At 66.1% G+C, this 23143-nt stretch carries 20 protein-coding genes; 10 read left to right on the top strand and 10 right to left on the bottom strand.

Translation table 11 applies throughout. The features are described from left to right. Positions 1 to 19: 19 nt before the first annotated feature. Entirely contained in the window at positions 20 to 727 is a 708-nt protein-coding gene (queC, locus tag GW587_RS01045; RefSeq protein ID WP_166097527.1) for a 7-cyano-7-deazaguanine synthase QueC, read from the top strand. Further along, positions 728 to 3790, top strand: a complete 3063-nt coding sequence (locus GW587_RS01040) for a CHASE domain-containing protein (RefSeq protein ID WP_166097524.1) — start codon at positions 728 to 730, stop codon at positions 3788 to 3790. Between the two features lie 30 nt (positions 3791 to 3820). Here the strand turns inward: GW587_RS01040 and GW587_RS01035 are convergent, their stop codons facing one another. Then, complete coding sequence (locus GW587_RS01035; protein WP_166097522.1) at positions 3821 to 4213, bottom strand: hypothetical protein; 393 nt, start codon at positions 4211 to 4213, stop codon at positions 3821 to 3823. A gap of 528 nt (positions 4214 to 4741) precedes the next feature. Next, complete coding sequence (locus GW587_RS01030; RefSeq protein ID WP_166097520.1) at positions 4742 to 5815, bottom strand: porin; 1074 nt, start codon at positions 5813 to 5815, stop codon at positions 4742 to 4744. A gap of 81 nt (positions 5816 to 5896) precedes the next feature. Between GW587_RS01030 and GW587_RS01025 the strand changes: the two genes are divergently transcribed. Together GW587_RS01025 and GW587_RS01020 are read left to right on the top strand one after the other, a co-directional pair. Further along, a complete protein-coding gene (locus tag GW587_RS01025; protein WP_166097518.1) occupies positions 5897 to 6406 on the top strand; it encodes a hypothetical protein in 510 nt (169 codons plus the stop codon). Positions 6407 to 6454: 48 nt separating this feature from the next. Further along, complete coding sequence (locus GW587_RS01020; RefSeq protein ID WP_166097516.1) at positions 6455 to 8398, top strand: GAF domain-containing sensor histidine kinase; 1944 nt, start codon at positions 6455 to 6457, stop codon at positions 8396 to 8398. A gap of 140 nt (positions 8399 to 8538) precedes the next feature. Here the strand turns inward: GW587_RS01020 and GW587_RS01015 are convergent, their stop codons facing one another. The 4 genes from GW587_RS01015 to GW587_RS01000 all read right to left on the bottom strand — a co-directional run bounded on the left by GW587_RS01015 (position 8539) and on the right by GW587_RS01000 (position 14418). Further along, positions 8539 to 9474, bottom strand: coding sequence for an SAM hydrolase/SAM-dependent halogenase family protein (locus GW587_RS01015; RefSeq protein WP_166097514.1), 936 nt, complete (start codon positions 9472 to 9474; stop codon positions 8539 to 8541). Between the two features lie 12 nt (positions 9475 to 9486). Further along, positions 9487 to 10992 carry a DUF3369 domain-containing protein gene (locus GW587_RS01010; protein ID WP_166097512.1) on the bottom strand — a complete coding sequence of 502 codons (1506 nt, stop codon included), beginning with the start codon at positions 10990 to 10992 and terminating at the stop codon, positions 9487 to 9489. Between the two features lie 263 nt (positions 10993 to 11255). Beyond that, the gene (locus GW587_RS01005) at positions 11256 to 12362 is read right to left on the bottom strand and encodes a PQQ-dependent sugar dehydrogenase (RefSeq protein ID WP_229259243.1); all 1107 of its coding nucleotides are present in this window, start codon (positions 12360 to 12362) and stop codon (positions 11256 to 11258) included. 127 nt (positions 12363 to 12489) lie between these two features. Next, positions 12490 to 14418: a PhoX family protein gene (locus tag GW587_RS01000; RefSeq protein ID WP_166097510.1), complete on the bottom strand. Its 1929-nt coding sequence runs from the start codon at positions 14416 to 14418 to the stop codon at positions 12490 to 12492. Between the two features lie 222 nt (positions 14419 to 14640). On the opposite strand from GW587_RS01000, the gene GW587_RS00995 reads away from it, so the two are divergent. Beyond that, positions 14641 to 15132: a DUF3016 domain-containing protein gene (locus GW587_RS00995; RefSeq protein ID WP_166097508.1), complete on the top strand. Its 492-nt coding sequence runs from the start codon at positions 14641 to 14643 to the stop codon at positions 15130 to 15132. 19 nt (positions 15133 to 15151) lie between these two features. On the opposite strand, the gene GW587_RS00990 is transcribed toward GW587_RS00995, so the two are convergent. Further along, a complete protein-coding gene (locus tag GW587_RS00990; RefSeq protein WP_166097506.1) occupies positions 15152 to 15595 on the bottom strand; it encodes a thioesterase family protein in 444 nt (147 codons plus the stop codon). Positions 15596 to 15719: 124 nt separating this feature from the next. Here GW587_RS00990 and GW587_RS00985 point away from each other — a divergent pair, with 124 nt between their 5' ends. Beyond that, positions 15720 to 16202 (top strand): hypothetical protein, encoded by a 483-nt coding sequence (locus tag GW587_RS00985; protein WP_166097504.1) that lies wholly within the window; start codon positions 15720 to 15722, stop codon positions 16200 to 16202. Between the two features lie 111 nt (positions 16203 to 16313). Continuing rightward, positions 16314 to 18149, top strand: coding sequence for a sensor domain-containing diguanylate cyclase (locus GW587_RS00980; protein WP_166097503.1), 1836 nt, complete (start codon positions 16314 to 16316; stop codon positions 18147 to 18149). On the opposite strand, the gene GW587_RS00975 is transcribed toward GW587_RS00980, so the two are convergent. Then, positions 18146 to 18847, bottom strand: coding sequence for a dienelactone hydrolase family protein (locus tag GW587_RS00975; protein ID WP_166097501.1), 702 nt, complete (start codon positions 18845 to 18847; stop codon positions 18146 to 18148). The genes GW587_RS00980 and GW587_RS00975 overlap by 4 nt on opposite strands. A 71-nt stretch (positions 18848 to 18918) precedes the next feature. Beyond that, complete coding sequence (locus GW587_RS00970; protein ID WP_166097499.1) at positions 18919 to 20541, bottom strand: M28 family peptidase; 1623 nt, start codon at positions 20539 to 20541, stop codon at positions 18919 to 18921. 71 nt (positions 20542 to 20612) lie between these two features. Between GW587_RS00970 and GW587_RS00965 the strand changes: the two genes are divergently transcribed. The 3 genes from GW587_RS00965 (at position 20613) to GW587_RS00955 (ending at position 22016) form a co-directional block, all read left to right on the top strand. Further along, a complete protein-coding gene (locus GW587_RS00965) occupies positions 20613 to 21419 on the top strand; it encodes an SDR family oxidoreductase (protein ID WP_166097497.1) in 807 nt (268 codons plus the stop codon). A 91-nt stretch (positions 21420 to 21510) separates the two neighbouring features. After that, a complete protein-coding gene (locus tag GW587_RS00960; RefSeq protein WP_166097495.1) occupies positions 21511 to 21741 on the top strand; it encodes a hypothetical protein in 231 nt (76 codons plus the stop codon). A 38-nt stretch (positions 21742 to 21779) separates the two neighbouring features. Next, positions 21780 to 22016, top strand: coding sequence for a hypothetical protein (locus GW587_RS00955; protein WP_166097493.1), 237 nt, complete (start codon positions 21780 to 21782; stop codon positions 22014 to 22016). An 85-nt stretch (positions 22017 to 22101) separates the two neighbouring features. On the opposite strand, the gene GW587_RS00950 is transcribed toward GW587_RS00955, so the two are convergent. Then, entirely contained in the window at positions 22102 to 23088 is a 987-nt protein-coding gene (locus GW587_RS00950) for an alpha/beta fold hydrolase (RefSeq protein ID WP_166097492.1), read from the bottom strand. Between the last annotated feature and the right edge of the window lie 55 nt (positions 23089 to 23143).

The following is a 23143-nucleotide window of genomic DNA, read 5'->3' as shown; positions in this document are numbered from 1 at the left end:
ATCTGGAAAGAACGACGTAATGCTGCCTACCGATACCGCCCTGGTCCTGTTTAGCGGTGGACAAGACTCCACCACCTGCCTGGCCTGGGCGCTGAAACACTACGCGCGGGTCGAAACCATCGGCTTCGACTACGGCCAGCGCCACGCGGTCGAACTGACCGTGCGTCCGACCGTGATCGACAGCCTGCGCGCGCTGTCGCCCGAGTGGAACGCCAGGCTTGGCGAAGACCACATGATCGACCTGTCGCTGATCTCGAAGATCTCGCAGACCGCGATGACCCACGATATCGCCATCGAGACCCAGGCCAACGGCCTGCCGAACACCTTCGTCCCCGGCCGCAACCTGCTGTTCATGACGGTGGCCGCCACCGTCGCCTACCGCCGCGGCCTGACGGTGCTGGTGGGCGGCATGTGCGAAACCGACTTCTCCGGCTATCCGGACTGCCGCGACGACACCATGAAGGCCTTGCAGGTGGCGCTCAACCTGGGCATGGACACCCGCCTCAAGCTGGAAACGCCGCTGATGTGGCGCGATAAAAAACAAACCTGGGAACTGGCGCAGGAACTGGGCGGCCTAGCGCTGGTCGACCTGATCCGCGACGGCACCCACACCTGCTACCTGGGCGAGCGCGGCGCGCTGCACGATTGGGGTTACGGCTGCGGCACCTGTCCGGCGTGCGCGTTGCGCGCGCGCGGCTACCGCCAGTTCGTGGGCACCGAGGTGTAGATGACTTCGCCAGCCCAGGTTCGGCTGCGCCGGCTGCGTCAGGAACTGCTCTCGCCGAGCGTTCTGCCGGCGCTGGTGCTGGGCGGCTGCCTGGGCGTGACCGCCGTGCTGTGGCAGGGCGCCGTCGACGACGCCGAACAGGAGGCGCAAGTCGATTTCGACAGCCGCGCGCGCGAGCTGGTCAACAATCTCGACCAGCGCATGCAGACCTATGTGCAGGTGCTGTATGGCGCGCAGGGGCTGTTCGCCAGCTCGCAGAGCGTGGAGCGGGACGAGTTCCGCAGCTACGTCGGCGGGCAGGAACTGAATCTGCATTTCCCCGGCGTGCACGGGGTCGGCTATATGCGCCTGGTCGGCGCCGGCCAGCTCGACGCCCACACGGCCATGGTGCGGCGCGAGGGTTATCCCGACTACCGCGTGCTGCCCGCCGGCGCGCGCGACTGGTACGCCCCGATCGTCTACCTGGAACCGTTCAACGACAGCAACCGCCGCGCGCTGGGTTTCGACCCGGCCTCCGAGCCGACCCGGCGCGCCGCGCTGGAACAGGCGCGCGATTCCGGCCGGCCCGCCATGAGCGGCAAGATCCGGCTGGTGCAGGAGGCCGGCGAGGCGACCGAGCAGGCCGGCTTCCTGGTGGTGCTGCCGGTGTATGGCCAGCCGCCGCCGCTGCGCACGCTGGCCGAACGCCGCGCCGCGATCCGCGGCTGGGTCTACGCGCCGTTCCGCACCGGCGACCTGATGGCGGGACTGGGCGGACCGCGCGCCGCCGCGCTGGACGTGGAGATCTACGACGGCGACGGCATCCTGCCGGCGACGCGGATGTACGACAGCGTGCCGCATAGCGCCGCCGGCCTGCGCTCGATGCGGCAGCAGATCAGCATCGCCGGCCACCGCTGGACGCTGCGCATCGGCATGCTGCCGGGCGCCGCCGGCGGCGCCGCGCGCGTCGGCAAGGCGGCGCAGATCGCCGCTTCCGGCGCCGCGCTCAGCCTGTTGCTGGCATGGCTGACCTGGCTGCTGGCGCGCGGCCGGGTGCGTGCGCGCGCGGCGCTGGCGCATGCGCGCACCCTGGCCGACGAGCTGAAGGAGGGCCAGACCACGCTGCTGGTGCTGGCCGACGGCGCGCAGCGCAGCCAGGCGGTGTTGCGCAGCATTCTCGATTCGACCATCGACGGCATCCTGGTCGACAACCTGAAGGGCACGGTGCTCAATTCCAACCGCCGCTTCCGCGAGCTGTGGAACGTGCCGGAGCAGCTGGACTGGCAAAGCGACGGCGCGGTGCTGATGGCGCATATGTGCGGCCAGTTGCAGCATCCCGACTGCGGCCTGCGGCTGGACGCGCCGCCGCAGCTGACCCTGCCCGGCGTGCAGCGCGGCGCGGCGCTGGCCGACGAGCACGAGGTGCTGCACCTGAAGGACGGCCGGGTGATCGAGCAGCACACGCGCGGCGTGCAGCTGGGCAGCGAGCCGGCGCGGCTCTGGTCGTTCCGCGACATCACCGAGCGCACCCAGATCGAACAGCGCGAGCAGACCCGGCGCCACGTGCTGGAGTTGCTGGCCACCGGCGCGCCGCTGCAAACCATCCTGGAAAGCGTGGTGCGCGGCGTCGAGACCGACAACGAGGACATGTTGTGCAGCATCCTGCTGCTCGACGAGCAGGGCGAGCATCTGCTGGTGGGCGCGGCGCCCAGCCTGCCGGGCTTTTTCAACGCCGCCGTGCACGGCAAGTCGATCCATGGTGGCCTCGGCGCCTGCGGCGAGGCGGTGCTGACGCGCAGCCGCGTCATCGTCGAGGATATCCGCAACGCGCCGTCGTGGGCCGCCTACCGCGACCTGGCGCTGCAGGCGCGGCTGGGATCATGCTGGTCCGATCCGATCTACGGCGCCGGCGGCAATGTGCTGGGCACTTTCGCCATTTACCACCGCGACGCGCGCCGGCCCAGCATGGCGAACATCGCGCTGATCGAGCAGGCGGCGCGGCTGGCCGGCATCGCCATCGAGCAGGCGCAGGCGGCGGTGGCGCTGCGCGCCGGCGAGGCGCGCTTCCGCAGCCTGTACGACCACGCGCCGGTGGCGCTGTGGGAACAGGACTGGTCGGCGGTGCGCGCCGCGCTGGCCGAGCTCGAGCTGTCCGGCATCGACGACCTGGCGCGCTACCTGCAAGCCAACCCGAGCCAGCTGCGGCGGCTGGCGGCGCTGGTGCGCATCCTCGACGTCAACGCCGCCGCGCTGGCGCAGGTCGGCGCGCCGGCGGGACGCAAAGACCTGGCCGCGCTGAGCCTGGCGCAGAATTTCGACGCCGCCGCCCTGCCCAATTTCGCGCTGGCGCTGGCGGCGCTGGCGCAGGGACGCCACTTTTTCGCCTGCGAGGGCAGCTTCGAGCGGCTCGACGGCGTGACCCGGCTCAACGAGGTGACCTTGCTGGTGATGCCGGGCCATACCCACAGCCTGGACTTCGTCATCGTTTCGACGCTGGACATCACCGAGCGGCGCCGCATGGACGACGAACTGCGGGTGCTGGCCACCACCGATTTCCTCACCGGGCTGCCGAACCGGCGCGAATTCATGGGCCGGCTGGCCGACGAGGAAGGGCGCCTGCAGCGCGAGATCAGCGACCGCGCGGCGGTGCTGCTGCTCGACATCGACCACTTCAAGCGCATCAACGACGAGCACGGCCACGCGGCCGGCGACACCGTGCTGCGCCAGCTTGCCGAGCTGATGCGCGACGGCCAGCGCAAGATCGACATGCTGGGCCGCATCGGCGGCGAGGAGTTCGCGATTTTGTTGCCGGGGACCGAGCTGGATGCGGCGGCGGTGTTCGCCGAGCGGCTGCGTGTGCGGGTGGCGGAGACGCCGATGTTGCTGGCCGACGGCACCGCGCTGCGCGTGACGGTCAGCATCGGCTTGGCGGTGATGGATGGCGGGCATCCGGACGGCGACGCGGCGCTGATCCGTGCCGACCAGGCCTTGTACTGCGCCAAACGCGGCGGGCGCAACCGGGTGGAATTGCTGGATGTCGAGGCGGATCGGCCGGGAGTTCAGGTCCCGGCCGCTTCCGATTGAAACTGGTGTGAAACGTCAGCTGTCGGCTGCTTAGACCGCGTGTTCGATCATGGCGCGCTGGCGCTGCTTGCGGGAGCGTGCCGAGAAGAACCAGTAGATGCCGATCGGTATCAGCAGCGGCAGCAGCAGGGGCGACACCGCCGCTACCACGATCACCGCCGCCAGCGCCATGCCGCCCACCATCAGGATGCCGAGGCCGGCGAACAGCAGGCACAGGAAGATCGCCACGCAGACCGTCACCACGCCGCCGATCAACAGGCCGGCGCCGCCGAAGAACAAGGCCAGCACCGCGCCCAGCGGACCGTCGATCTCGTCGCCGTCGATGTTGACGTTCATGCTGTCGCCGAAGATGGACTGCCAGACCATCACGGCCAGCAGGAAGATGAAGGCGGCGAGTATCAGTTTCTTGGCATTGGTTTTCATGGCTTACCTCGGTCGGTGGTTGTTCGTTGTTCTGGTTTGCCGTTTGGCATGGTTGAACTGTACCGACGAGCCCGCTCGCGGACCAGCGGATTGCGACAGACCGGCGGATTTGCGGGATGGAACGCCCGCAGGCGGCGACGAACGCGGCGGCGGACGATTGATCCTTGATTTAAAGATATCGCGTCCTATACTGATAACCTGACTTGCGCAGGGAGGACTCCAACATGGCATGGCTAGAAATGAACGAGGGTCAATCGATATCCTCGGCACGCAATCGCACGAGGCGCCAGCGTAGCGTCCGGCAACTGTCCGACGGAGGTCCGAAGGGTCCGCCATCGGCGCCGCCTGCGATACCGCCCATTATCATCACACCGTTCAGCTATCAGATGCCGGAGCCGGCCATCGATCCGCGCGTCACGCCGCTGAAACCGCCGATCACCGAACGGCCGCCTTGCATGACTTGCTAATCCCGTCGGCAGCCGAAGAAAAAGCCCGCTTTCGCGGGCTTTGGTGTTGGCGGTCGGTGAATCAGAACGCGTGCCGGATGCCGAGCGCGACGCCCTTCAGCGTGGCGCCGGGCGACGGCGCCAGACTGTTGATCGCAAAGTCCACCACGCCGTTGCGCTGGTTGGACAGGTGCGTGTAGAACGCGAACAGCGCGGTGCGCTTCGAGAAATTGTAGTCATAGCCGGCCGTGTAGTGGGTGGCGCCGGTGTCCGTGCCCTTGCGGACGGCGCCGATGGTGGCGCCGTCCGGCGCGCTACCGCCGCCGTCGCCGGCGCGGGCCACGCCCAGCTTCAGCGCATGCCGGCCGATCTGATGCGTCACGGAAACGTACACCGCGTTGCGCCTGAGCGTGCCGGCGGCGGTGTCGTAGCGCAGCCGCTCGCCGATCAGCGCCACGCGGGTGTCGCCGAAGCGGTAGGCGGCCGCCAGCTTGGCGCCGCTGTCGTTCAGTCCCGCGCCCTGGTATTCGTGATGGCGCTCGTAGCTGGCGGCGCCGTACCACGGCCCCCGTTCGTAGATCGCCGCGGCCGAGGTCAGCGACGGTTTGGCGCCGCCGGCCGGGCGTTCCTCGTTCAAGCCGTGCGCCACGCGCAATTGCAGGCCGTTCCACACCGGCGTCCAGTAATGCACGCTGTTTTGCTGGCGGCGGTCGAACGACGAGGTGTCGCTGACGTTGCTGACGGTGGCGGCGGCGCCGTTGCCCATGATGCTCATATAGCCGGCGGTGGTCGGATAGTAGGGATCGAGGCCGGCGGTGGCGCCGTTGTACGGCGTCACCCAATTGCCGGCGAACAGCGTCCCGGCCGCGCCTTCGAGGCCGACCCGGGTGTCGCGCGCGGCCGGGCTGCCGGCCCCGGTGTCGGGCGACAGCGTGCCTTCGATCTGGAAGATGGCCTTCAGCCCGCCGCCCAGGTCTTCGCTGCCGCGAAAGCCCAGCACCGAGCGGTAGTTGCTCATGCGCGTGGTGCGGACGTCGTCGGCGCGCACGCTCTCCAGCCCGAGGTTGAGGCGGGCATAGACCTGCACGGTGGCGTCCTGGGCATGGACCGCGCCGCAGGCGGCGATGGCGAGGAGGGTGGGACAGAGATTGCGCATGATTGCCGACTTTCTATTGTTGTTACGGAGCTTGCCGCTTATTATTCCACCCCGACCTTTATTTCGACACGAGCCATAAGCATGAGCAACGACTACCCAGATCAAGACCAGCCGCAGGACCAGGACGACGACGCACCGATCCAGGAGGCGCGCGTTTGGCAGGGAAACGGCTGGACCGCGCGCGTCATCAAGAACGATGACGACGAGGGCTGGGCGGTGGCGATGATCAAGGACGGCGAGCCGGAGCCGGCGCTGGTCGGTCCGTGGACCATGGGCCGCGACAAGAAGAATCCGAAGCCGCTGGACGTCAACGCCTTCAACACGCTGGTCAAGACCGCCAACGAGGTGATCCGCCGCCACGAGCAGCAACTGCACGCGCAGCTGCACAAGAACGTGTTCGTCAACACCGACGACGGCGGCCAGGTCAAGGTCAACCTCGACATCGTGCCGGACGAGGACGACGCCTACGCCACCCTGACCGCCTTCGACCAGTACGGCGAGGAGCTGGCCCAGGTGCGCGTGGCGCCGACTTTCAAGCTGAGTGTGGCAAGTGCGTCGGCTTGGATCGAGAACGGTTACAAGAAGCCCTGATTACCTGCTAGTATTTCCTATGCGCATGTGCACAACATAGGAAACCTGATGGAAAGTCGTCTCACCCGGCTGGAAGCCGTCCAAACCATGCTGCTCGAGATCGGGCAGAAGTCGAGCAGCTGCACCGATATCAGCGAATTCCTCCAGGCCGTGCATGCGGCGCTGGGGCGCATCATGTATGCGGCGAACTTCTTCGTGGCGCTCAGCGACCGCGACGGGGCGGCCAATATGGTGCGCTTCGTGTACTACGTCGATGAGGTCGACGAGCCCCCCAACCGGGAAGAATTGTTCGAGCTGGTGGCGGGCGAGTCGCCGACCGCCGGCGTCATCCTGAGCCGCCAGAACACCGTGATGACGGCGGCCGAGCACGTTTCCAAGCGCCAGGCCAACGCCGATTTCGGCATCGGCACCATCGCCGAGCATTGGATGGGCTGTCCGCTGCTGGACCAGAACCACCAGGCGCTGGGCGCCATCGTGATCCAGAGCTACGACAAGCAGCACACCTTCAGCGAGGAAGACCAGGCGCTGTTCGCGCTGATCGCCAACCACGTCTCCAGCGCGCTGCAGGGCTTGCAGAGCGTGGACCGGCTGGAGCGCGCGGTGCAGGAGCGTACCGCGTTGCTGGCGCACGAGGTGGCCGAGCGGCGCCGCGCGGAGAATATCCAGCGCGCGCTGTACGAGCTGGCCAACCTGTCGGCCACGGCCACCGGCGGCAGCCGCCTCAACCTGCGGCTGCACCAGATCATCAGCGAGCTGGTGCCGGCGCAGAATTTCCTGATGGCGCTGTATCACCCGGACACCAAGGAAATCAGCATCCCGTACTTCGTCGATGAGAAGGACGAGCAGGCGCCGGTCAAGCGTTTCGATTACGGCGTCGGCATGTCTTCGTACATCCTGCACCGCAAGCAGGCGATGCTGCTCGACCGCGCCGGCTTCCAGGCGCTGGTCGACAGCGGCGAGATGGAGCATCCGCTGGGCAACGTCGATATCACCAGCTGGATGGGCGCGCCGATGCTGCTGGGCGACCAGGCCTACGGCGTGATCATCGTGCAAAGCTACGACGAGTCGGCGATCTACACCCAGGCCGACCTCGACATCCTGGCCTTCATGGCCAGCCACGTGGCGGTGGCGATCGCGCGCATGCAGGCGGACCGCGAAATCCGCCGCGCCAAGGATGCGCTGGAGGAGCAGAACGCGGCGCTGGAAAACGCGCTGTCGTCGCTGAAGAATGCGCAGGGCGAGCTGGTGCGCCAGGAGAAGCTGGCCTCGCTGGGCCGCCTGGTGGCCGGCGTGGCGCACGAGATCAATACGCCGCTGGGCATCTGCGTCACCGCCACCAGCCATCTGGTGGAGGAGTTGAAGCTGACCCGCGAGGACATGGCCAATGGCACGCTGGACGAGGATGGCTTGAATCAGTTCCTCGACATCATCGACCAGTCGCTACGCATCATGACCACCAACACGCAGCGGGCGGCGGCGCTGGTGCGCAGCTTCAAGCAGGTGGCGGTGGACCAGTCGTCGGACGATATCCGCAGCTTCAACCTGCGCAAGTACCTGGACGAGGTGCTGCTGTCGCTGCAACCGAAACTCAAGGGCAAGCCGGTGACGATCGACATCGATTGCGCGCAAAATATCGAGCTGGCCAGCTTCCCCGGCGCGGTGTCGCAGATCATCACCAACATGGTGGTGAATTCGCTGGTGCACGGTTTCGAGGAGGGGCAGCCGGGCAAGATCAGGATCACCGGCAAGGTCGACGGCGATTTCGTCGACTTCGACTACAGCGACGACGGCATCGGCATGGACACCGCGACGCTGGGCCAGCTGTTCGATCCCTTCTTCACCACCAAGCGCGGCTCGGGCGGCAGCGGCCTCGGCGCGCACATCCTGTTCAACCTGGTGACGGGCGCGCTGGGCGGCACCGTCAAGGTGGTCAGCGCGCCGGGCATGGGGTTGCACTACAAGCTGCGCTTCCCGAAGGTGCGCCGCAAGTAGTCACACGCCGTGCCGCACCGGCGCGATCGACCAGGACACCGTGCCCTGGTCGATCAGCGCGTGCACCGGCGAGTCGCGGGCGACAGCCTGATCCTGCCGTCCCGCTGCCCAATCCTGCCGATATGCCGCTTGCCGCCTGATTACTTGGCGGCCTTGCTGATCTCGACTTCCCAGTCGACGCCGGATTCGATCTTGTGCCTGGAAGCGTAGTTGCCCTGGCTGGTCGCGACCGCCACTTCGAGCAGGCTGTTCAGGTAGACCAGCGGCTTGCCCTTGGCCACGCCGCCGAAGGTGTGCTCGAACGGCGCCACCACCTTGTTCACCAGCTTGCCGTTGTGCAGGATGCGCACCTGCACCGGGTCGTGCAGGCCGATCTTCAATTCATCGAACAGCGACTTCGGAATATTGGTCCAGACGTTGCCGTACTTGACGTCCAGCACCGGCACGATGCCCTTGATGACATTGCCGACCCGGACCGCCTTCTGGTAAGGGATCTTCACCACCGAGTCGCTGGCCAGCACCGGGCCGACCTGCTCGAAGCTGATCGCGCCCGACGCCAGCCGCGCGCCGACATACGCGTACACGTCGCGGCCGTGGAAGGTGTAGGATTCGCCGGAACCGGCCAGGCGGTTGACCTTCTCGTCGATCTCGCGCAGTTCGGCCACGCCGTCGCGCTCGGCGATCAAGGTGAACAGGCCGTTGTTGGGGCCGACGAAGTAGCGGCCTTCTTTGGTTTTCAACACCACCGACTTGCGCTCGGTGCCGACGCCCGGATCGATCACCGAGACGAACACGCTGCCCTGCGGCCAGTAGTTGGCGGTCTGGTACAGGCGGTAGGCGCCGAGCCAGATGTCGTAGTCGGGGATTTCATGCGTCAGGTCGGAAACATTCAGCGCCGGGTCGACGCCGAAGGCGACGCCGTGCATCGCCGAGACCGCGCCGTCGCCGGTGCCGAAGTCGGTCATCAGCACCAGCGCGTGCCTGGTGTCGGCGGCGCCGGCTTGCGCGCTCAGCAGAATGCCGAGGCAGGCTGCGGCGCATAGTCGGGAAAGTCGGGACGGGCGGGGCAGCTGCATGGGCGGGTGGTCCTAGTCGGGGAAGCGTTCGTTGATGGCGACGGCTTTGTCGATGTTCTGCACCAGCAGGTCGACGTAGACCGGGTCGAGGTGATGGCCGGCCACTTCGCGCAGGTGCTCGACCACCTTGTCGATCGGCCAGGCTTCCTTGTAGCAGCGCTTGTGCATCAGCGCGTCGAACACGTCGGCCACGGCGACGATGCGCGCGTACAGGTGGATGTCGTGGCCCTTCAGGCCCTGCGGGTATCCGCTGCCGTCGAATTTCTCGTGGTGCTGGTGGGCGATTACGGCGGCCGCCTTCAGGATCGGGCGCTGCGAGCCGTCGAGGATGGACAGGCCGACCGTCGGGTGCTGCTTCATGATTTCCCATTCGGCGGCGTCGAGCTTGCCCGGCTTGAGCAGCACCGCGTCCGGCGTGGCGATCTTGCCGATGTCGTGCATCGGCGCGGCGTGGCGCAGCACGGCGGTTTCGTCGTCCGGCATGCCGGAGGCCTGGGCCAGCAGGTAGCACACTTCCGACATGCGGCGCACGTGGTTGCCCGCTTCGTTGGAGCGCGATTCGACCACGTCGCCGAGCCGCAGGATCAGCTCGGCCTGGGTGTCGGTGATCTCCTGCGTCAGCAGGATGTTGTCGAAGGCGATGGCGACGCCGGAGCAGAACACCTCCAGCAGCTTGGTGTCGATTTCCGAGATTTCCGCCACGCCCTTGAGCACCAGCAGCGAGGCCTTGCCGCTGTTGTTGGGGAAGTAGCCGATGTAGGTGTCGCCTTCGACGCGCGAGATCTTGTTGCTCTTGGCGGCGTCGAGCTGGGCCAGCACGTCCGGGGTCAGCAGCGAGCCTTCGTCGTCGCCGATCTGGGCCAGGATTTCGTATTCGTTGACGCCGCTGATGGCGGTGGCGCCGCGCAGGCGCAGCAGCATGCTGTGCTCCAGCCGCAGCAGCGCGACCACTTGCTGCAGCAGGCCGTTGGCGAAGTCTTTCAGATTGCGTTGCTGGAAGATGTGGGCCGAGGCGGCGATCACCCGTTCCAGGCCTTCGCGGTAATTCACTTGCGCGCGGCGGGCCTCATCCACCTTCATGATGTCGCGGTAGGCGCGCAGCGCGGCGAAGGTGGTGGTGAACAGCTTGGTGCGGTCGAGTTCGGTTTTCTCTTTGTAGTCGTTGATGTCGTAGTTGACGATCACGCGTTCTTCCGGCGCCTGGCCGGGCTGGCCGGTGCGCAGCACGATGCGGGTGAACTGGTTGTCGAGGTCTTCGCGCATCCAGCGCGCCACTTCCAGACCGCTGTCCTCCTTCTCCATCACCACGTCGAGGAACACCAGCGCGATGTCGCTTTCGCGCGCCAATACTTCCTTGGCTTCGGCGCCGCTGTAGGCGTGCACGAAGCTCAGCGCGCGGCCGTCGAGACGGAAGCGGCTCAGGGTCAGCTTGGTGATGTCATGGATGTCGGGTTCGTCGTCGACCAACAGAACTTTCCACGGTGCTAGCTTGGGCGAGGCAGAGGACAAAAAAGACATATGAACAAGTTCCGCAAAATGACACGACTATGTGAATTTCCCGATTGTAGTCTTACCCACTGCCCTTAACAACAGGCAATAAATATTCCTGCTGCTTTGCACAACACTTAATTGAAATTAGTACATCGTGACGAGCGACGATGGCGCGGTTATAGCGTTGCGTAACCCTATGTGCGCTCACAACAATACTTCGTTTTTAACAATATTGCTATCATTAAACAAAGATTTTTGTAAAATCGCCACCCGGCCGTTGTGGCGCCGCTTCATAAGGCGGGGACGCTCAGGATGCGGTCGTCGCCGGGCTGCGGCGTGCCCCGGCCATCGGTGTTGTTGGTGAGGATGTTGAGCCGGCCGTCGGGGGCGACCACGACGGCGCGCAGGCGGCCGTATTGTTTGACGTAGAACTCGGTCGACGTCGCGGTGGCCGACAGCGGCACCTTGCGCAGGCGCTCGCCGCGCAGATTGGCGATGTAGATGTTGCCGCCGCTGATGGCGATGCCGCTGGGGCTGGCGTCGGCGGTGGCCCATTGCTGCAGCGGATCGATGTAGCTGGCGTTGTTGGCCTTGCCTTCCACCGTCGGCCAGCCGTAATTGCCGCCCGCCTTGATCTGGTTCAGCTCGTCCCAGGTGTTCTGGCCGAACTCGGACGCGTACATGCCGCCGTCGGCTGCCCAGGCCAGGCCCTGCACGTTGCGGTGGCCGTAGCTATACACGTAGCTGCCGCTGAACGGATTGTCGGCCGGGACGCGGCCGTCGGGCGTCATGCGCAGGATCTTGCCGCCCAGCGAGCGCAGGTCTTGCGCGCGGCTCGACGTGCCGGCGTCGCCGGTGCTGGCGTACAGCATGCCGTCGGGGCCGAAGGCGAGGCGGCCGCCGTTGTGGTTGCTGCCGGACGGTATGCCGCCCAGCAGAAGCTGGGCCGTTCCCAGGCGGGTGTTGATGCCCTGGCCGGTCAGCGGATAGCGCTCGATGCGGTTCTCGGCGCCGGCGCTGAAGTAGGCGTACAGATAGGCGTCGCGCACGGCGATGCCCAGCAGGCCGCCTTCACCGCTGCCGTTGACGCCGGCGATGGTGGCGATGGCGCTGAGGCTGCCGTCCGCGGCCACCGCCATGATGCGCGCCGAGTCGCGTTCGCTCACCAGCGGCGTGACGCCGTTGAACGCGATGGCCCACGGCGCGCGCAGGCCGGTGGCGACCACCGTCGGCGTGGTTGATGGGGTGGTCGGCGTGGTCGGTGTCGTCGGCGTGGCGGGTGGCGCCGGCAAGGCCGGCGTCGCGCCGCCGCCGCCCGAACCGCCGCCGCAACCGGCCATGCCGAACATCGCCGCCGCCGCCCCCACCGTCACGCCCGAAGCTATGCTGTTCCACATGATCGTTCTCCTCCGCATGGCTTCATTATCGGACGCATCGGGCCGCGCGCGCGCACGGTAGACGCCGGACGCAAAAAAGCCCGCAAGGAGCGGGCGCTCGTTGCGGGCCGGAGGAGGCGTTCTGGTCTTAGCTGAAGCTGAGCGCCGGGAAGCCGGTCAGATAGCCGACGGCGGCGCCGTAGCGGTCGCGGTAGTTGGCGCGGATCAGCGGATCCAGCGTGGCTTGCACCTTGCTGTGCAGGTTCGCTTCCCAGTCGCCGGCATGCTGGAAGTTGCTCATGATGTAGGCGAAGCCGTTGATGTCGTCCACCGCGTGCAGGCCGGTCGACTCGGCGCCCGACGGCGTCGACAGGATGCGGGTCAGCGCCTTGGTGTCGACGTTGTAGGCCCACAGGAAGTTGTTGACGTGGGTGCCGCTGTCCTCGCCGACGAACAGCGTGCGCAGTTTTTCCGAGAACTTGATGTTGTCCGGATTGGCGACCTTGTCCGGATTGGCCAGGTTGCCCAGCGCGTCGGCGGTTTTCAGGTCTTCGCTCAGCAGCGCAGGCACGGCGGCCATGTCGACCGGCACCCATTCGCTGTCGATCGCGGCGCCGGACAGATCCTTCTGGCCGCCCTTCATGTTCAGCGCGTAGACCGCGCCGGCGCTTGGGCCCTTGATCGCGACGCCGCCGGAACCGTTGGTCATCGCCGAGCCGATCGCGGCGATCGCCGAGTAGGCGATCTTGTCCTTGGCGTTGACGGTGGTGCCTTCCATCTTGGTGAAGCCCATGCTGCCGCCCTTGAGCGCGGCGTAGCGGTGGGTTTCCAGGAAGGCGGCGGCCTTCTCCATGCCCGGCTTGATCTTGATCCAGTTGCTGGTGCCGTTGAACGGGATCTTGGTGTAGCTGGCGTCGAGCGGATCCTTGGTCTTGACGTCCATGATGTCGGCGTTCTTCAGCGTGTCGGCCAGCGCCTTGATCTCGGCGCTGGTGGCTTTGCCCAGGCTGATCCATTGCAGGTCGGCCGAACCGCCGTTGTCGGTGGTCTTCTGGATCCACTTGGCGATGTACAGCGTGCCGCTGGACAGGTCCTTGGCCTTGTCGGCGACGAACATGAACAGGCCGCCGTTGGTGGCGTCGTCGCCCATCAGCGCGGTGCGCTCGTCCGGCATCACCTGCACCAGCTCGTGCGAGATGCGGCCCATGCAGTAGTGCTTCTTGCAGCTGCCGGTGCCGTCCGGGTTGACGGTGATCTCCGGCATGTGGCCGTAGTGGTAAGGGTTGGCCTTGGTGGCGTCGCCGTACAGGTTGGTGCTGAAGTTGGCGAACTGGGTGTTGGTGGCGATGGTGGACGCGTCCGGCTCGTACTCTTCGCTCGACAGGTGGGTGTTCCACGGCGAACGGCTGGCGCCGCAGGTGATCCACAGGCCGTTGGCCGGGCTGGTGTCGACGTTGTGGTATTTCACCAGCGTCAGCGCGCCGGTGGTCTTGTCCTGGTCCAGCGTCAGGATCGCGATCGGCGACGGCAGCATGCCGTACACCGAGTCGCCCTTGACGTTGCGGGTGGTGTATTCGAACTGCACCACGGCGAACACGGCGTTGCCCTTGATGCCGGAGACGGTCGGCGCGGCCAGCTTCAGCAGCGAGGTGCCGTCCGGCGCGTCGGAGAAGAACTGGCGCAGGCCCGGATCGGTCTTGTCCAGGATCGGCTTGTTGTTGATGTCGTAGTAGCCGCCGGCCAGGATGGTGCCGCCGTTGCCGTTTGGGACCGTGGCGCCGGTGATGAAGAAGGTCTGGTAGGCCAGCGAGTACGGCACGGCCTTGCCGTCGGAGTAGGTGGCGACCATGGCCGAGGACACCGAGGTGGTGGCCATTTTCGGCGCGTCGGCCAGCGACGGCGCGGCCATGCCCGAGAAGCTCACCGACATCAGCTGCGGCGCCGGGTTGGCCGTGTCGCCGCCACCGCAGGCGGCCAGCAGGGCGGCGGTGGCGCTGCCGCCAGCCAGCGGCAGCAATGGCGCGCCGGACAGGAACTTGAGGAGGCTGCGGCGGGACAGGTCGAGGGACTCGGTCATGATAAATCCTGATGTAATTGTGGCCATTCCATGTGCCTGGCAGGTGCGGCGGCATCATGCGAAGCGGTGGCGTCGCTTCGACGGGCGCAATATTATCGATTCGTTATGACAGGGGCGTGACATGTGCGGCCGGCGCCGGCGTTGGTAACAAATCTATTCAGCGCGGGCGCGCCGAGGGGAAAAGGTCTATATTGTTTCCATGAACTCATGGAGGAGAAGCAAATGCGCCTGATCACCCGAACCATGCTGGCGGCCGCCGTGGCGCTGCTGGCCAGCAGCGCCGCCTGGGCGGAAGTGAGCGTCACTTACGTCAAGCCGGACGACTACACCGACGTCTCGCGCAGCCAGATCGAGCGCGAGCGCACGCTGAAGGATTTCAGCGAGTATTTCGCCAAGCTGGACAAGAAGCTGCCGGCCGGGCAGACGTTGAAGATCGAAGTGCTGGACATCGACCTGGCGGGGCGCTTTTATCCGCGCCGCAACGGCGAGGATATCCGCATCATGAACGGCGGCGCCGACTGGCCGCACATGCATCTGCGCTACACGCTGGAGCAGGACGGCAAGACGCTGCGCAGCGGCGACGACGAGTTGTCCAACATGTCCTACCAGGAACGCTTGAGCGGTCACTACAGCAGCGATCCGCTGCGCTACGAGAAGCAGATGCTGGACGACTGGTTCGAGAAGAAGATCGTGCCGAAGGTCGCCGCCAGGTAAGCCGCCAGGTAAGCCGAACTTAGTCGATGCGGTTGACCTTGGGGAATTTGGCCAGGAACTCCGGCGCCATCGGCGTGACCTGGCTGGTCTTGTAGTTGAAGAAGACAAAGCCCGACTTGGCCATCGCGATCAGCTTGCCGTCGCGCGGCCGCGTGACGCGGAAGGTGATGTCGCCGCCGTACTGGTTGAAGTCCATCACGCCGACTTCGAACACCAGCTGGTCGCGCGCGTGGGCCTCGGCCTTGTAGGTGGTGGCCAGGTCGGTGACGATGATGCCGACGCCGTCGGCGCCGGTCTCCTGCACGCCGAAGTCGAACAGGAAGCGCGCCCGCGCCTCCGAGATCATCGAGATCATCGAATCGTTGCCGAGATGGTTGGCGCCGTTGATGTCGGTGACCCGCACCGTCAGCTGGGTGGAGAAATAAAATTGGTCTTCCGGGAAGTCGAGTTTCAGGCGGGCCATGATGATTACCTTTTGCGCATGTTCGAAGCCGTCATTTTAGCAGCGCTGGCAATCTCTCTTTAGTGGTACGACGATGTTCCCGATTGTGTGTAGGATCAAAGCCTCCACTTTGAAAGGACATGCCATGTACGGATTGACTCAGCTGGGCATCATCCATACCTTGATCAGCCTGGTTGCCGTGTTCGCGGCCGTGATCGCGTTCGCGCGCGACAAGGGTATCGATCCCGCCAACACGCTCGGCAAGGTCTACATCTGGACCACCGTGCTGACCTGCCTGACCGGCTTCGGCATCTTCCAACATGGTGGCTTCGGCAAGGCGCATGTGCTGGGCATCGTCACGCTGCTGACGCTGGCCGTGGCCTGGTGGGGCGACCGCGGCCGCTTCGGCGCCAGGTCGGTGTACGTGTCGACGCTGTGCTATTCGATCACCTTCGTGTTCCACATGATCCCGGCCGTGACCGAATCGAGCACCCGGCTGCCGCTGGACGCGCCGCTGCTGGCCAGCCCCGAGGCGCCGGAATTGAAGGCGGTCACCGGCGCGTTGTTCGTGCTGTACGCCATCGGCGCCACCTTGCAGGTGCGGCGCCTGAAGTCGCTGCGGAAATGACCTCGGGGCGTTGCGTGGATGCATACACGATGATGCAAAAGTTATATTTCTATGTCACCATGCAAGCTCACCTACACGGTCAATTTATCCCGGCGGGAAGGGCGGTCGAGCATGGACAGTAGCGCGCTGCAGCAAGAGCCGGAGGCCGAGCGCCGCCGCTTGGGGGAACTGTCGCGCTACGCGATCACGCTCGACGAATCCGACCCCAAGCTGGACCTGATCACCAGCCTGGCGATCAAGGCGGTGGGGGCCGACATCGGCGGCATCAGCATCGTGTATCAATCGCAGATCTGGCTGCCGTCGCGGGTCGGCATGGAGGCGCGCCATGTGCCGCGCTCCGGCTCGTTCTGCACCTGGGTGGTGTGCGCCGCCAACGAGACCGACTTCTTCGAGGTCGAGGACGCCTGCAACGATCCGCGCTTTCGCTCCAATCCGCTGGTGTCGCAGGCGCCGCATTACCGCCACTACGCGGCGGTGCCGCTGCACGGCGCGCGCGGCTACCTGCTCGGCACGCTGTGGGTGATGGGCGAGCGCACGCGCCGGCTCGGCTCCGACCATGTGCTGATGTTGCAGGGCATGGCCAGGCTGGTGGTCGATACGCTGGAACTACGCTATTGCAATGAAGTGACCGGCATGTCCAACCGCACCGTGTTCCTGCACCATTTGCAGCTGGGGCTGGAGCACACGGTGGAGCCGCACGTGGTGGTGGGCTTCGTCGACCTGGCCGGTTTCCGCCGGCTCAACGATGTGTTCGGACGCGAGCAGGGCGACCTGGTGCTGCGCGAGATGGGCGAGCGGCTGGCCTCGTGGGCCGGCGCGCAAAACCTGATTGGCCACCTCGGCGGCGACCAGTTCGCGATCGCGCTGTTCGGCGAGCGCGAGCATCTGGCCGACATGATGGAGCACCTGCAGGACTGGGTCGAACGGCCGTTCGTGCTGGGCGGCGGCGTGCACGTGCTGCACGCGCGGGTCGGCGTCGAGCACCACGACACGCCGTACAGCGGCTCGGCCGTGGCGCTGCTGGATGCGGCCGACACGGCGGCGTCGTCGATCCCCGGCAGCCTGCAGCGCACCACCGTCAAGCAATACGGCTCGGAGCTGCTGGCGCGCTCGCACATGGTGTTCGAGCTGCAATCGGCGCTGGACGGCGACGCCCGTCACGGCGCGCTGATGGTGCACTACCAGCCGCAGGTCAACTACGCGCAGGGCACGCTGATCGGACTGGAGGCGCTGGTGCGCTGGCAGCATCCGCAGCGCGGCATGGTGTTCCCGAACAGTTTCATCCCGCTGGCCGAGAGCACCGACAAGATTTATCAGCTCGATCTGCTGGTGCTGGCGCAGGTGTGCCGCGACATGCGCGGCTGGCTCGACGCCGGCTTGCCGGTGGTGCCGGTGTCGCTGAATTTCTCGCGCCGTTCGCTGCTGCATCCGCAGGTGATCGCCGATCTGACGCGGGTGCTGGCGTGCCACGGCATCCCCGGACACATGCTGGAGTTCGAGGTCACCGAAAGCCAGTTGCTGGAGACGGTGGAACTGGTGGCGCCGCGCGTGGCCGAGTTCCGTGCGCTGGGCGCGCGCATCGCGGTCGACGACTTCGGCACCGGTTACTCCAACCTGGATGCGATCAGCAGTTTTCCGTTCGACCGGTTGAAGGTGGATCGCCAGTTCGTCAATGGTGTGGCCGAGAGCGAGAAGGTGGCGGGGCTGTTCCACCTGATCCAGGGCATCGGCGAGTTGTTCAAGGCCGAGCTGCTGTGCGAGGGGCTGGAGGAGGAGGCCGATCTGGCCTGGCTGGCGCAGCGCGGCGCGGTGTGCGTGCAGGGCTGGTACTTCAGCGCGGCGCGCACGCCGGACGCCATCGTCGGCATCCTGAAGGCTTTGCGCGATCGCGCGCCGGACGCGCCGCCGCTGACGGTGCAGCAGCTGCGCGACCTTCTCAAGCCTTAGAGCTGCTCGCCGAGGAACAGCAGCGTGTTGCCGTGCGCCTGGGCGGCGGCGCGCTGATTGTAACTGTCGCGGTGGTTGCAGTTAAAGCCGTGCTCCGCGCCTTCATAGACGTGGATCTCGACCTGGTCGTTGGACTCGAATTTTTCGGCGATGCTCTTCACCGCCTCCAGCGGGATGTGGCTGTCGGCGTTCCCGAAGTGCATCAACACCGGCACCTTGATCTCCGGCGCGCGGTCCAGCGCGTTCTGGATGCCGCCGCCGTAGTAGCAGACGGCGGCGTCGACCAGGCCGTTGGCGGCGGTATGGTACGACAGGCGGCCGCCGAGGCAGTAGCCGACCGACGCGACCTTCTGGCCGGCGGCGGCGTCGAGCGCGCGCAGCGTCTTGATGGTGGCGGCGATGTCGGCCTGCGAGGTGGCGAAGTCGGTCGCCTGCATCAGTTCGACGGCGCGCTTCCAGCCGGCTTCGTCGTAGCCCAGCTCGATGCGGGCGCCGTGGCGCCAGAACAGGTCCGGCGCCAGCACCACGTAGCCGTCGGCCGCGTACTGGTCGGCGACGTTGCGGATATGCTGGTTGACGCCGAAAATCTCCTGCACCAGCACGATGGCCGGGCCCTTGCCGCCGCGCGGCAGCGACAGGTAGGCGCCGAACTTGCCGTCGGCGGTGTCAATATCGATCCACTGCGAATTGGTTTCCATGGTGTTCCTTGTACGATGGTTCAGAGAGCGGCCATCGTACCCGGTTTCGCCGCGCCGTGCAGGCGCGCTGGTTAACGCTTCACTTTGCCGAAGGCGTCGCCGGCCTTCCAGCTTTGCATGGTCGGCGCGTTGGCGACGGCGTAGCCGAGGTTCAGCGTGAACTGCGCCTGCTGCACCATGCCCGACAGATCCCAGTCGGCGTGGTATTCGTCGCTTGGCTGGTGGTAGTCCTTTTTGAACGCCACCAGGCGCTCGCGCGACTTGGCCTGGTCCTTGGTGAAGTCGAAATAGCCGTCGCCGGAGAACACCGCCGAGCCGACGTTGAACGCCGGGATGCCGGCCTTGGCGAAGTTGAAGTGGTCGGCGCGGAAGTAGGCGCCGGACAGGTCGGGAATCGCCGGCGCCAGCGTCAGGCCCATTTGTTTCGCCACGCCGCCGGCCGCTTCGTACAGGCTGCTGCGCTCGGCGCCGGCGACGCCGATGTCGCGCGTCTTGCCGACGAAGTTCATGCTGTCGAGGTTGAGGTCGGCCGTGGTCTTGTTCAGCGGCCAGGCCGGGTTCCCGACGTAGGCGGCGCTGCCCAGCAGGCCTTGCTCCTCGGCGGCCGGCCACAGGAAGACCTGGGTGCGCTTGGCCGGGTGCTTGACCGCTTCGGCGGCCATGGCCAGCAGCGCGGCGGCGCCGGAGGCGTTGTCGATCGCGCCGTTCCAGATCTGGTCGCCGTGCCCGGCGCCGCGCATGCCTTCGTCCATGCCCAGATGGTCCCAGTGCGCCGAGTAGATCACCGCCTCTTGCTTCAGCTTGGCGTCGGTGCCGGGAATGATGCCGGCCACGTTGAATTGTTCGATCTGGCGGATCGCGCTTTTGAGTTCGGCGTGCACCTTCAGTTTCAAATCGATCGGGCGGAAGTCGCGGCGTTCGGCCTGGGCGCGCAGCGCGTCGAGGTCGAAGCCGCCGGCGGCGAACAGCTTGCGCGCGGTGTCTTCCTGCAGCCAGCCTTCGACCGGGTTGCCGCTGCCGGCCAGGTGGAAGCGCTCGTGGCTGAAGCTGGTGGCCGGCACGTTCCACGCGTACGAGGCGGACGGCGTGGTGTGGATCAGCAGCGCGCCGGCGGCGCCCTGGCGCACCGCTTCCTCGTACTTGTACAGCCAGCGGCCGTAGTAGGTGTAGGCCTTGCCGGCGAAGCGGTTCGGCTCATCGGCGGTCGGCTGCGGGTCGTTGACCATCATGACCAGGATCTTGCCCTTGACGTCGACGCCCTTGTAGTCGTCCCAGTTGTTCTCTTCCGGCGCGCGCGCGCCGTAGCCGACGAACACCAGCGGCGCGTCGATGACGACATTTTCCTTGCCGCCCTGGGTGCCGAACACGATCTCGGTGGCGTTGGCCGGGGTGATGCTCTTGCCGTCCGGCGTATCGAAGCGTACGAAGCTGCCGGCCAGCAGCTTGCTGCCTTCGATCTTGACCGATTGGCGATAGCTGCCGTCGGCCAGCGGCTTGAGGCCGATGACGGCGGCCTGCGTCTCCAGGTAGCGCACCGCGAGGTCGCCGCCGCGCTGGCCGGTGCCGCGGCCCTCGAACAGGTCGTCGGCCAGGAAGGACAGGTGGGCGCGCAACGGCGCTTCGGCGACCACGGGCTGCTGGGCGTGGGCTTGCAGGGTGAGGCCGGCGGCGAGGGCTAATACTGGAAGACGCATGGTTACTCCATATGGTTCTGGGACGGAAGGCGACTATGTTACTGTAAATCGACAATAACGAGAGGGGACATATGAAAGCCATCATCATCACCGGAGCGTCCGACGGCATCGGCGCGGAAATGGCGCGGCAGCTGGCGCGTCGTCATGGCGCCGGCGTGGCGCTGGTGCTGGCGGCGCGCAACGCGGCGATGCTGGAGCGGGTCGCCGCCGATTGCTCCGCCGCCGGCGCGCAGACGCTGGTCGCGCCGACCGACGTCTCGGTGCAGGCGCAGTGCCTGGCGCTGGTGGCCGCCGCCGTGGCGCGCTTCGGCCGCATCGACGCCTTGATCAACAACGCCGGCCGGTCGGCGCACGCGCTGCTGGAGGAAGTCGAGGACCTGGGCTGGTACGAGGAGCTGATGCGGATTAATTTGTGGGGCAGCGTGTGGTGCACGCATGCGGCGCTGCCGTATCTGAAGCAGTCGCGCGGCGTCATCGTCGCGGTGTCGTCGCTGGCGGGGCTGGTCGGGGTGCCGGGGCGGACCGCCTACAGCGCCACCAAGTTCGCGATGGGCGGCTTCTTCGAGGCCTTGCGCGCGGAACTGAAGGCGGCCGGCGTCGGCGTGACGCTGGCCTATCCGGGCGTGGTGGCGACGCAGATCCGCCATCGCGGCTACAACGCGGCCGGCGGCGAGCTGGGTCACAGCAGTCTGAAGGAAGACAAGGCGATGCCGGTCGAGGAATGCGCGGCGCTGATCATCGACGGCATGGAGCGGCGCAAGCGCGAGGTGGTGATGTCGGCCAAGGGCAAGCTGGGTCGCTGGCTGAAGCTGATCGCGCCCGGCGTGGTGGAACGCATCGCGCTGGCGGCCCTGAAGGATGATTGTAAGCAAGTGTAAAGGCCGTCAACTGGGCGTTGGCGGCCCGCGTTTTTTGCTCATGCGACACGGAATTGTTCCGATGCCGAAAACCCCGAAAAGGAAATACATCATGACCAAAATTATCGCTACTCTGATCGCCGGCCTGTTCGCAACCGCAGCATTCGCACAGGCGCCAGTCGCCGCAACCACCGCCGCGCCGGCCGTCAAGCCTGCGACCGAGGTGAAGGCCGAAACGAAGACCGAAGCGAAAAAAGAAACCGCCAAAGTCCATCACAAAAAAGCCGAGCACAAAGCCGAAGAATCCAAGGCCGCTGCACCAGCACCTGCAGCCACCAAGTAATCAACCGTATAAATAATTTACACTAAAGGACAGACATCATGAAAAAAGTAATCGCCACCCTGATCGCCACCGCTTTCGCCGGCGCCGCCTTCGCACAAGCCCCTGCTCCAGTGCCGGCAGCATCGGCCTCCGCATCGGCTTCCGCCGCACCGGCCGCCAGCGCCCCGGCAGCGAAAAAAACGCATCACAAGAAAACCAAGGCGGCCGCCGCATCGGCTTCGGCCTCCGCTTCGACCCCGGCGCCAGCCGCAGCGGCTCCGGCAGCCAGCAAGTAATTCAGGCGGTGCTTGACGTGCCGCCCCGGACCCTCCGGGCCTGGGCGGCGCAAGAAAAGAGACGGTGTCCAAACCGTCTCTTTTTTTATGGCCGCGCCAGTTCCTCCAGCAGCGCGCGGTGGAAGGCTACGGGATCTTCCATCTGCGGCGCGTGGCCCATGCCTTTGAATTCGACCAGCCGTCCTTGCGGTATCAGTTTCACCGCCTGCTTGCCCAGCACCGCGTAATTGCCGATCCTCGCCTTGACCTCCGGCGGCGCCGCGTCCTTGCCGATGGCGGTGGTGTCGGCGTCGCCGATCAGCAGCGTGGCCGGCATCTTCAGCAGCGGGAATTCGTAGATCACCGGCTGCGTCAGGATCATGTCGTAGATCAGCGCCGAATTCCACGCCACCAGCTTGTGGCCCGGTCCCGCGTTCAGGCCGGCCAGCATGTCGACCCACTTTTCATATTCCGGCTTCCAGCGGTTGACGTAGTAGGTCGATTTCTCGTACGCGCGCACGCTGTCGGCCGACAGCTTCAGCTCGCGCTGGTACCACTGGTCGACACCGATCGGCGGCACGCCCAGCGCCTTCCAGTCCTCCAGCCCGATCGGATTGACCAGCACAAGCCGCGACACCGCCTCCGGATACATCAGCGCGTAGCGGGTGGCCAGCATGCCGCCGGTCGAGTGGCCGACCAGCGCCGCCTGCTTGACGCCGATGTGCTTGAGCAGCGCGTCGGTGTTGGCCGCCAGTTGCTGGAAGGTGTACTGATAATGCTCCGGCTTGGTCGACGCGCAAAAGCCGATCTGGTCCGGCGCCACCACCCGGTAGCCGGCCGCGCTCAGGGCGGCGATGCTTTGCTCCCAGGTCGCGCCGCAGAAGTTCTTGCCGTGCAGCAGGACGGCGGTCTTGCCGTTGGCCGCGCCGGTCGGCGCCACGTCCATATAGGCCATCTGCATGCTGGTGCCTTGCGAACTGAAACTATAGTGGCGTAGCGGATACGGATAAGGAAAACCCTCCAGTTCCGGTCCGTAGCTGGCGGCCGAGGCGTGGCCGGCAAGGGCGGCGAGGGTATAAATCAGGGCGCGCATGATGGCTTCACTCCGTAACTTGAAAGAGGCCAATATTAGTGGAAAACCGCAAAAT

The organism is Duganella aceris, assembly GCF_011090165.1.
In the GTDB taxonomy this organism is placed as follows: Bacteria; Pseudomonadota; Gammaproteobacteria; order Burkholderiales; family Burkholderiaceae_D; genus Rugamonas; species Rugamonas aceris.
Note: the sequence above shows the minus strand (reverse complement) of the source record. Positions and strands in the feature narration are given on the sequence as shown.

What these genes read in the sequence shown, in the direction of transcription:
- queC (WP_166097527.1), top strand. Translation starts at nt 20, where the DNA reads ATGCTGCCTACCGATACCGCCCTGGTCCTGTTTAGCGGTGGACAAGAC.
- GW587_RS01040 (WP_166097524.1), top strand. Translation starts at nt 728, where the DNA reads ATGACTTCGCCAGCCCAGGTTCGGCTGCGCCGGCTGCGTCAGGAACTG.
- GW587_RS01035 (WP_166097522.1), bottom strand. Translation starts at nt 4,213, where the DNA reads ATGAAAACCAATGCCAAGAAACTGATACTCGCCGCCTTCATCTTCCTG.
- GW587_RS01030 (WP_166097520.1), bottom strand. Translation starts at nt 5,815, where the DNA reads ATGCGCAATCTCTGTCCCACCCTCCTCGCCATCGCCGCCTGCGGCGCG.
- GW587_RS01025 (WP_166097518.1), top strand. Translation starts at nt 5,897, where the DNA reads ATGAGCAACGACTACCCAGATCAAGACCAGCCGCAGGACCAGGACGAC.
- GW587_RS01020 (WP_166097516.1), top strand. Translation starts at nt 6,455, where the DNA reads ATGGAAAGTCGTCTCACCCGGCTGGAAGCCGTCCAAACCATGCTGCTC.
- GW587_RS01015 (WP_166097514.1), bottom strand. Translation starts at nt 9,474, where the DNA reads ATGCAGCTGCCCCGCCCGTCCCGACTTTCCCGACTATGCGCCGCAGCC.
- GW587_RS01010 (WP_166097512.1), bottom strand. Translation starts at nt 10,992, where the DNA reads ATGTCTTTTTTGTCCTCTGCCTCGCCCAAGCTAGCACCGTGGAAAGTT.
- GW587_RS01005 (WP_229259243.1), bottom strand. Translation starts at nt 12,362, where the DNA reads ATGTGGAACAGCATAGCTTCGGGCGTGACGGTGGGGGCGGCGGCGGCG.
- GW587_RS01000 (WP_166097510.1), bottom strand. Translation starts at nt 14,418, where the DNA reads ATGACCGAGTCCCTCGACCTGTCCCGCCGCAGCCTCCTCAAGTTCCTG.
- GW587_RS00995 (WP_166097508.1), top strand. Translation starts at nt 14,641, where the DNA reads ATGCGCCTGATCACCCGAACCATGCTGGCGGCCGCCGTGGCGCTGCTG.
- GW587_RS00990 (WP_166097506.1), bottom strand. Translation starts at nt 15,595, where the DNA reads ATGGCCCGCCTGAAACTCGACTTCCCGGAAGACCAATTTTATTTCTCC.
- GW587_RS00985 (WP_166097504.1), top strand. Translation starts at nt 15,720, where the DNA reads ATGTACGGATTGACTCAGCTGGGCATCATCCATACCTTGATCAGCCTG.
- GW587_RS00980 (WP_166097503.1), top strand. Translation starts at nt 16,314, where the DNA reads ATGGACAGTAGCGCGCTGCAGCAAGAGCCGGAGGCCGAGCGCCGCCGC.
- GW587_RS00975 (WP_166097501.1), bottom strand. Translation starts at nt 18,847, where the DNA reads ATGGAAACCAATTCGCAGTGGATCGATATTGACACCGCCGACGGCAAG.
- GW587_RS00970 (WP_166097499.1), bottom strand. Translation starts at nt 20,541, where the DNA reads ATGCGTCTTCCAGTATTAGCCCTCGCCGCCGGCCTCACCCTGCAAGCC.
- GW587_RS00965 (WP_166097497.1), top strand. Translation starts at nt 20,613, where the DNA reads ATGAAAGCCATCATCATCACCGGAGCGTCCGACGGCATCGGCGCGGAA.
- GW587_RS00960 (WP_166097495.1), top strand. Translation starts at nt 21,511, where the DNA reads ATGACCAAAATTATCGCTACTCTGATCGCCGGCCTGTTCGCAACCGCA.
- GW587_RS00955 (WP_166097493.1), top strand. Translation starts at nt 21,780, where the DNA reads ATGAAAAAAGTAATCGCCACCCTGATCGCCACCGCTTTCGCCGGCGCC.
- GW587_RS00950 (WP_166097492.1), bottom strand. Translation starts at nt 23,088, where the DNA reads ATGCGCGCCCTGATTTATACCCTCGCCGCCCTTGCCGGCCACGCCTCG.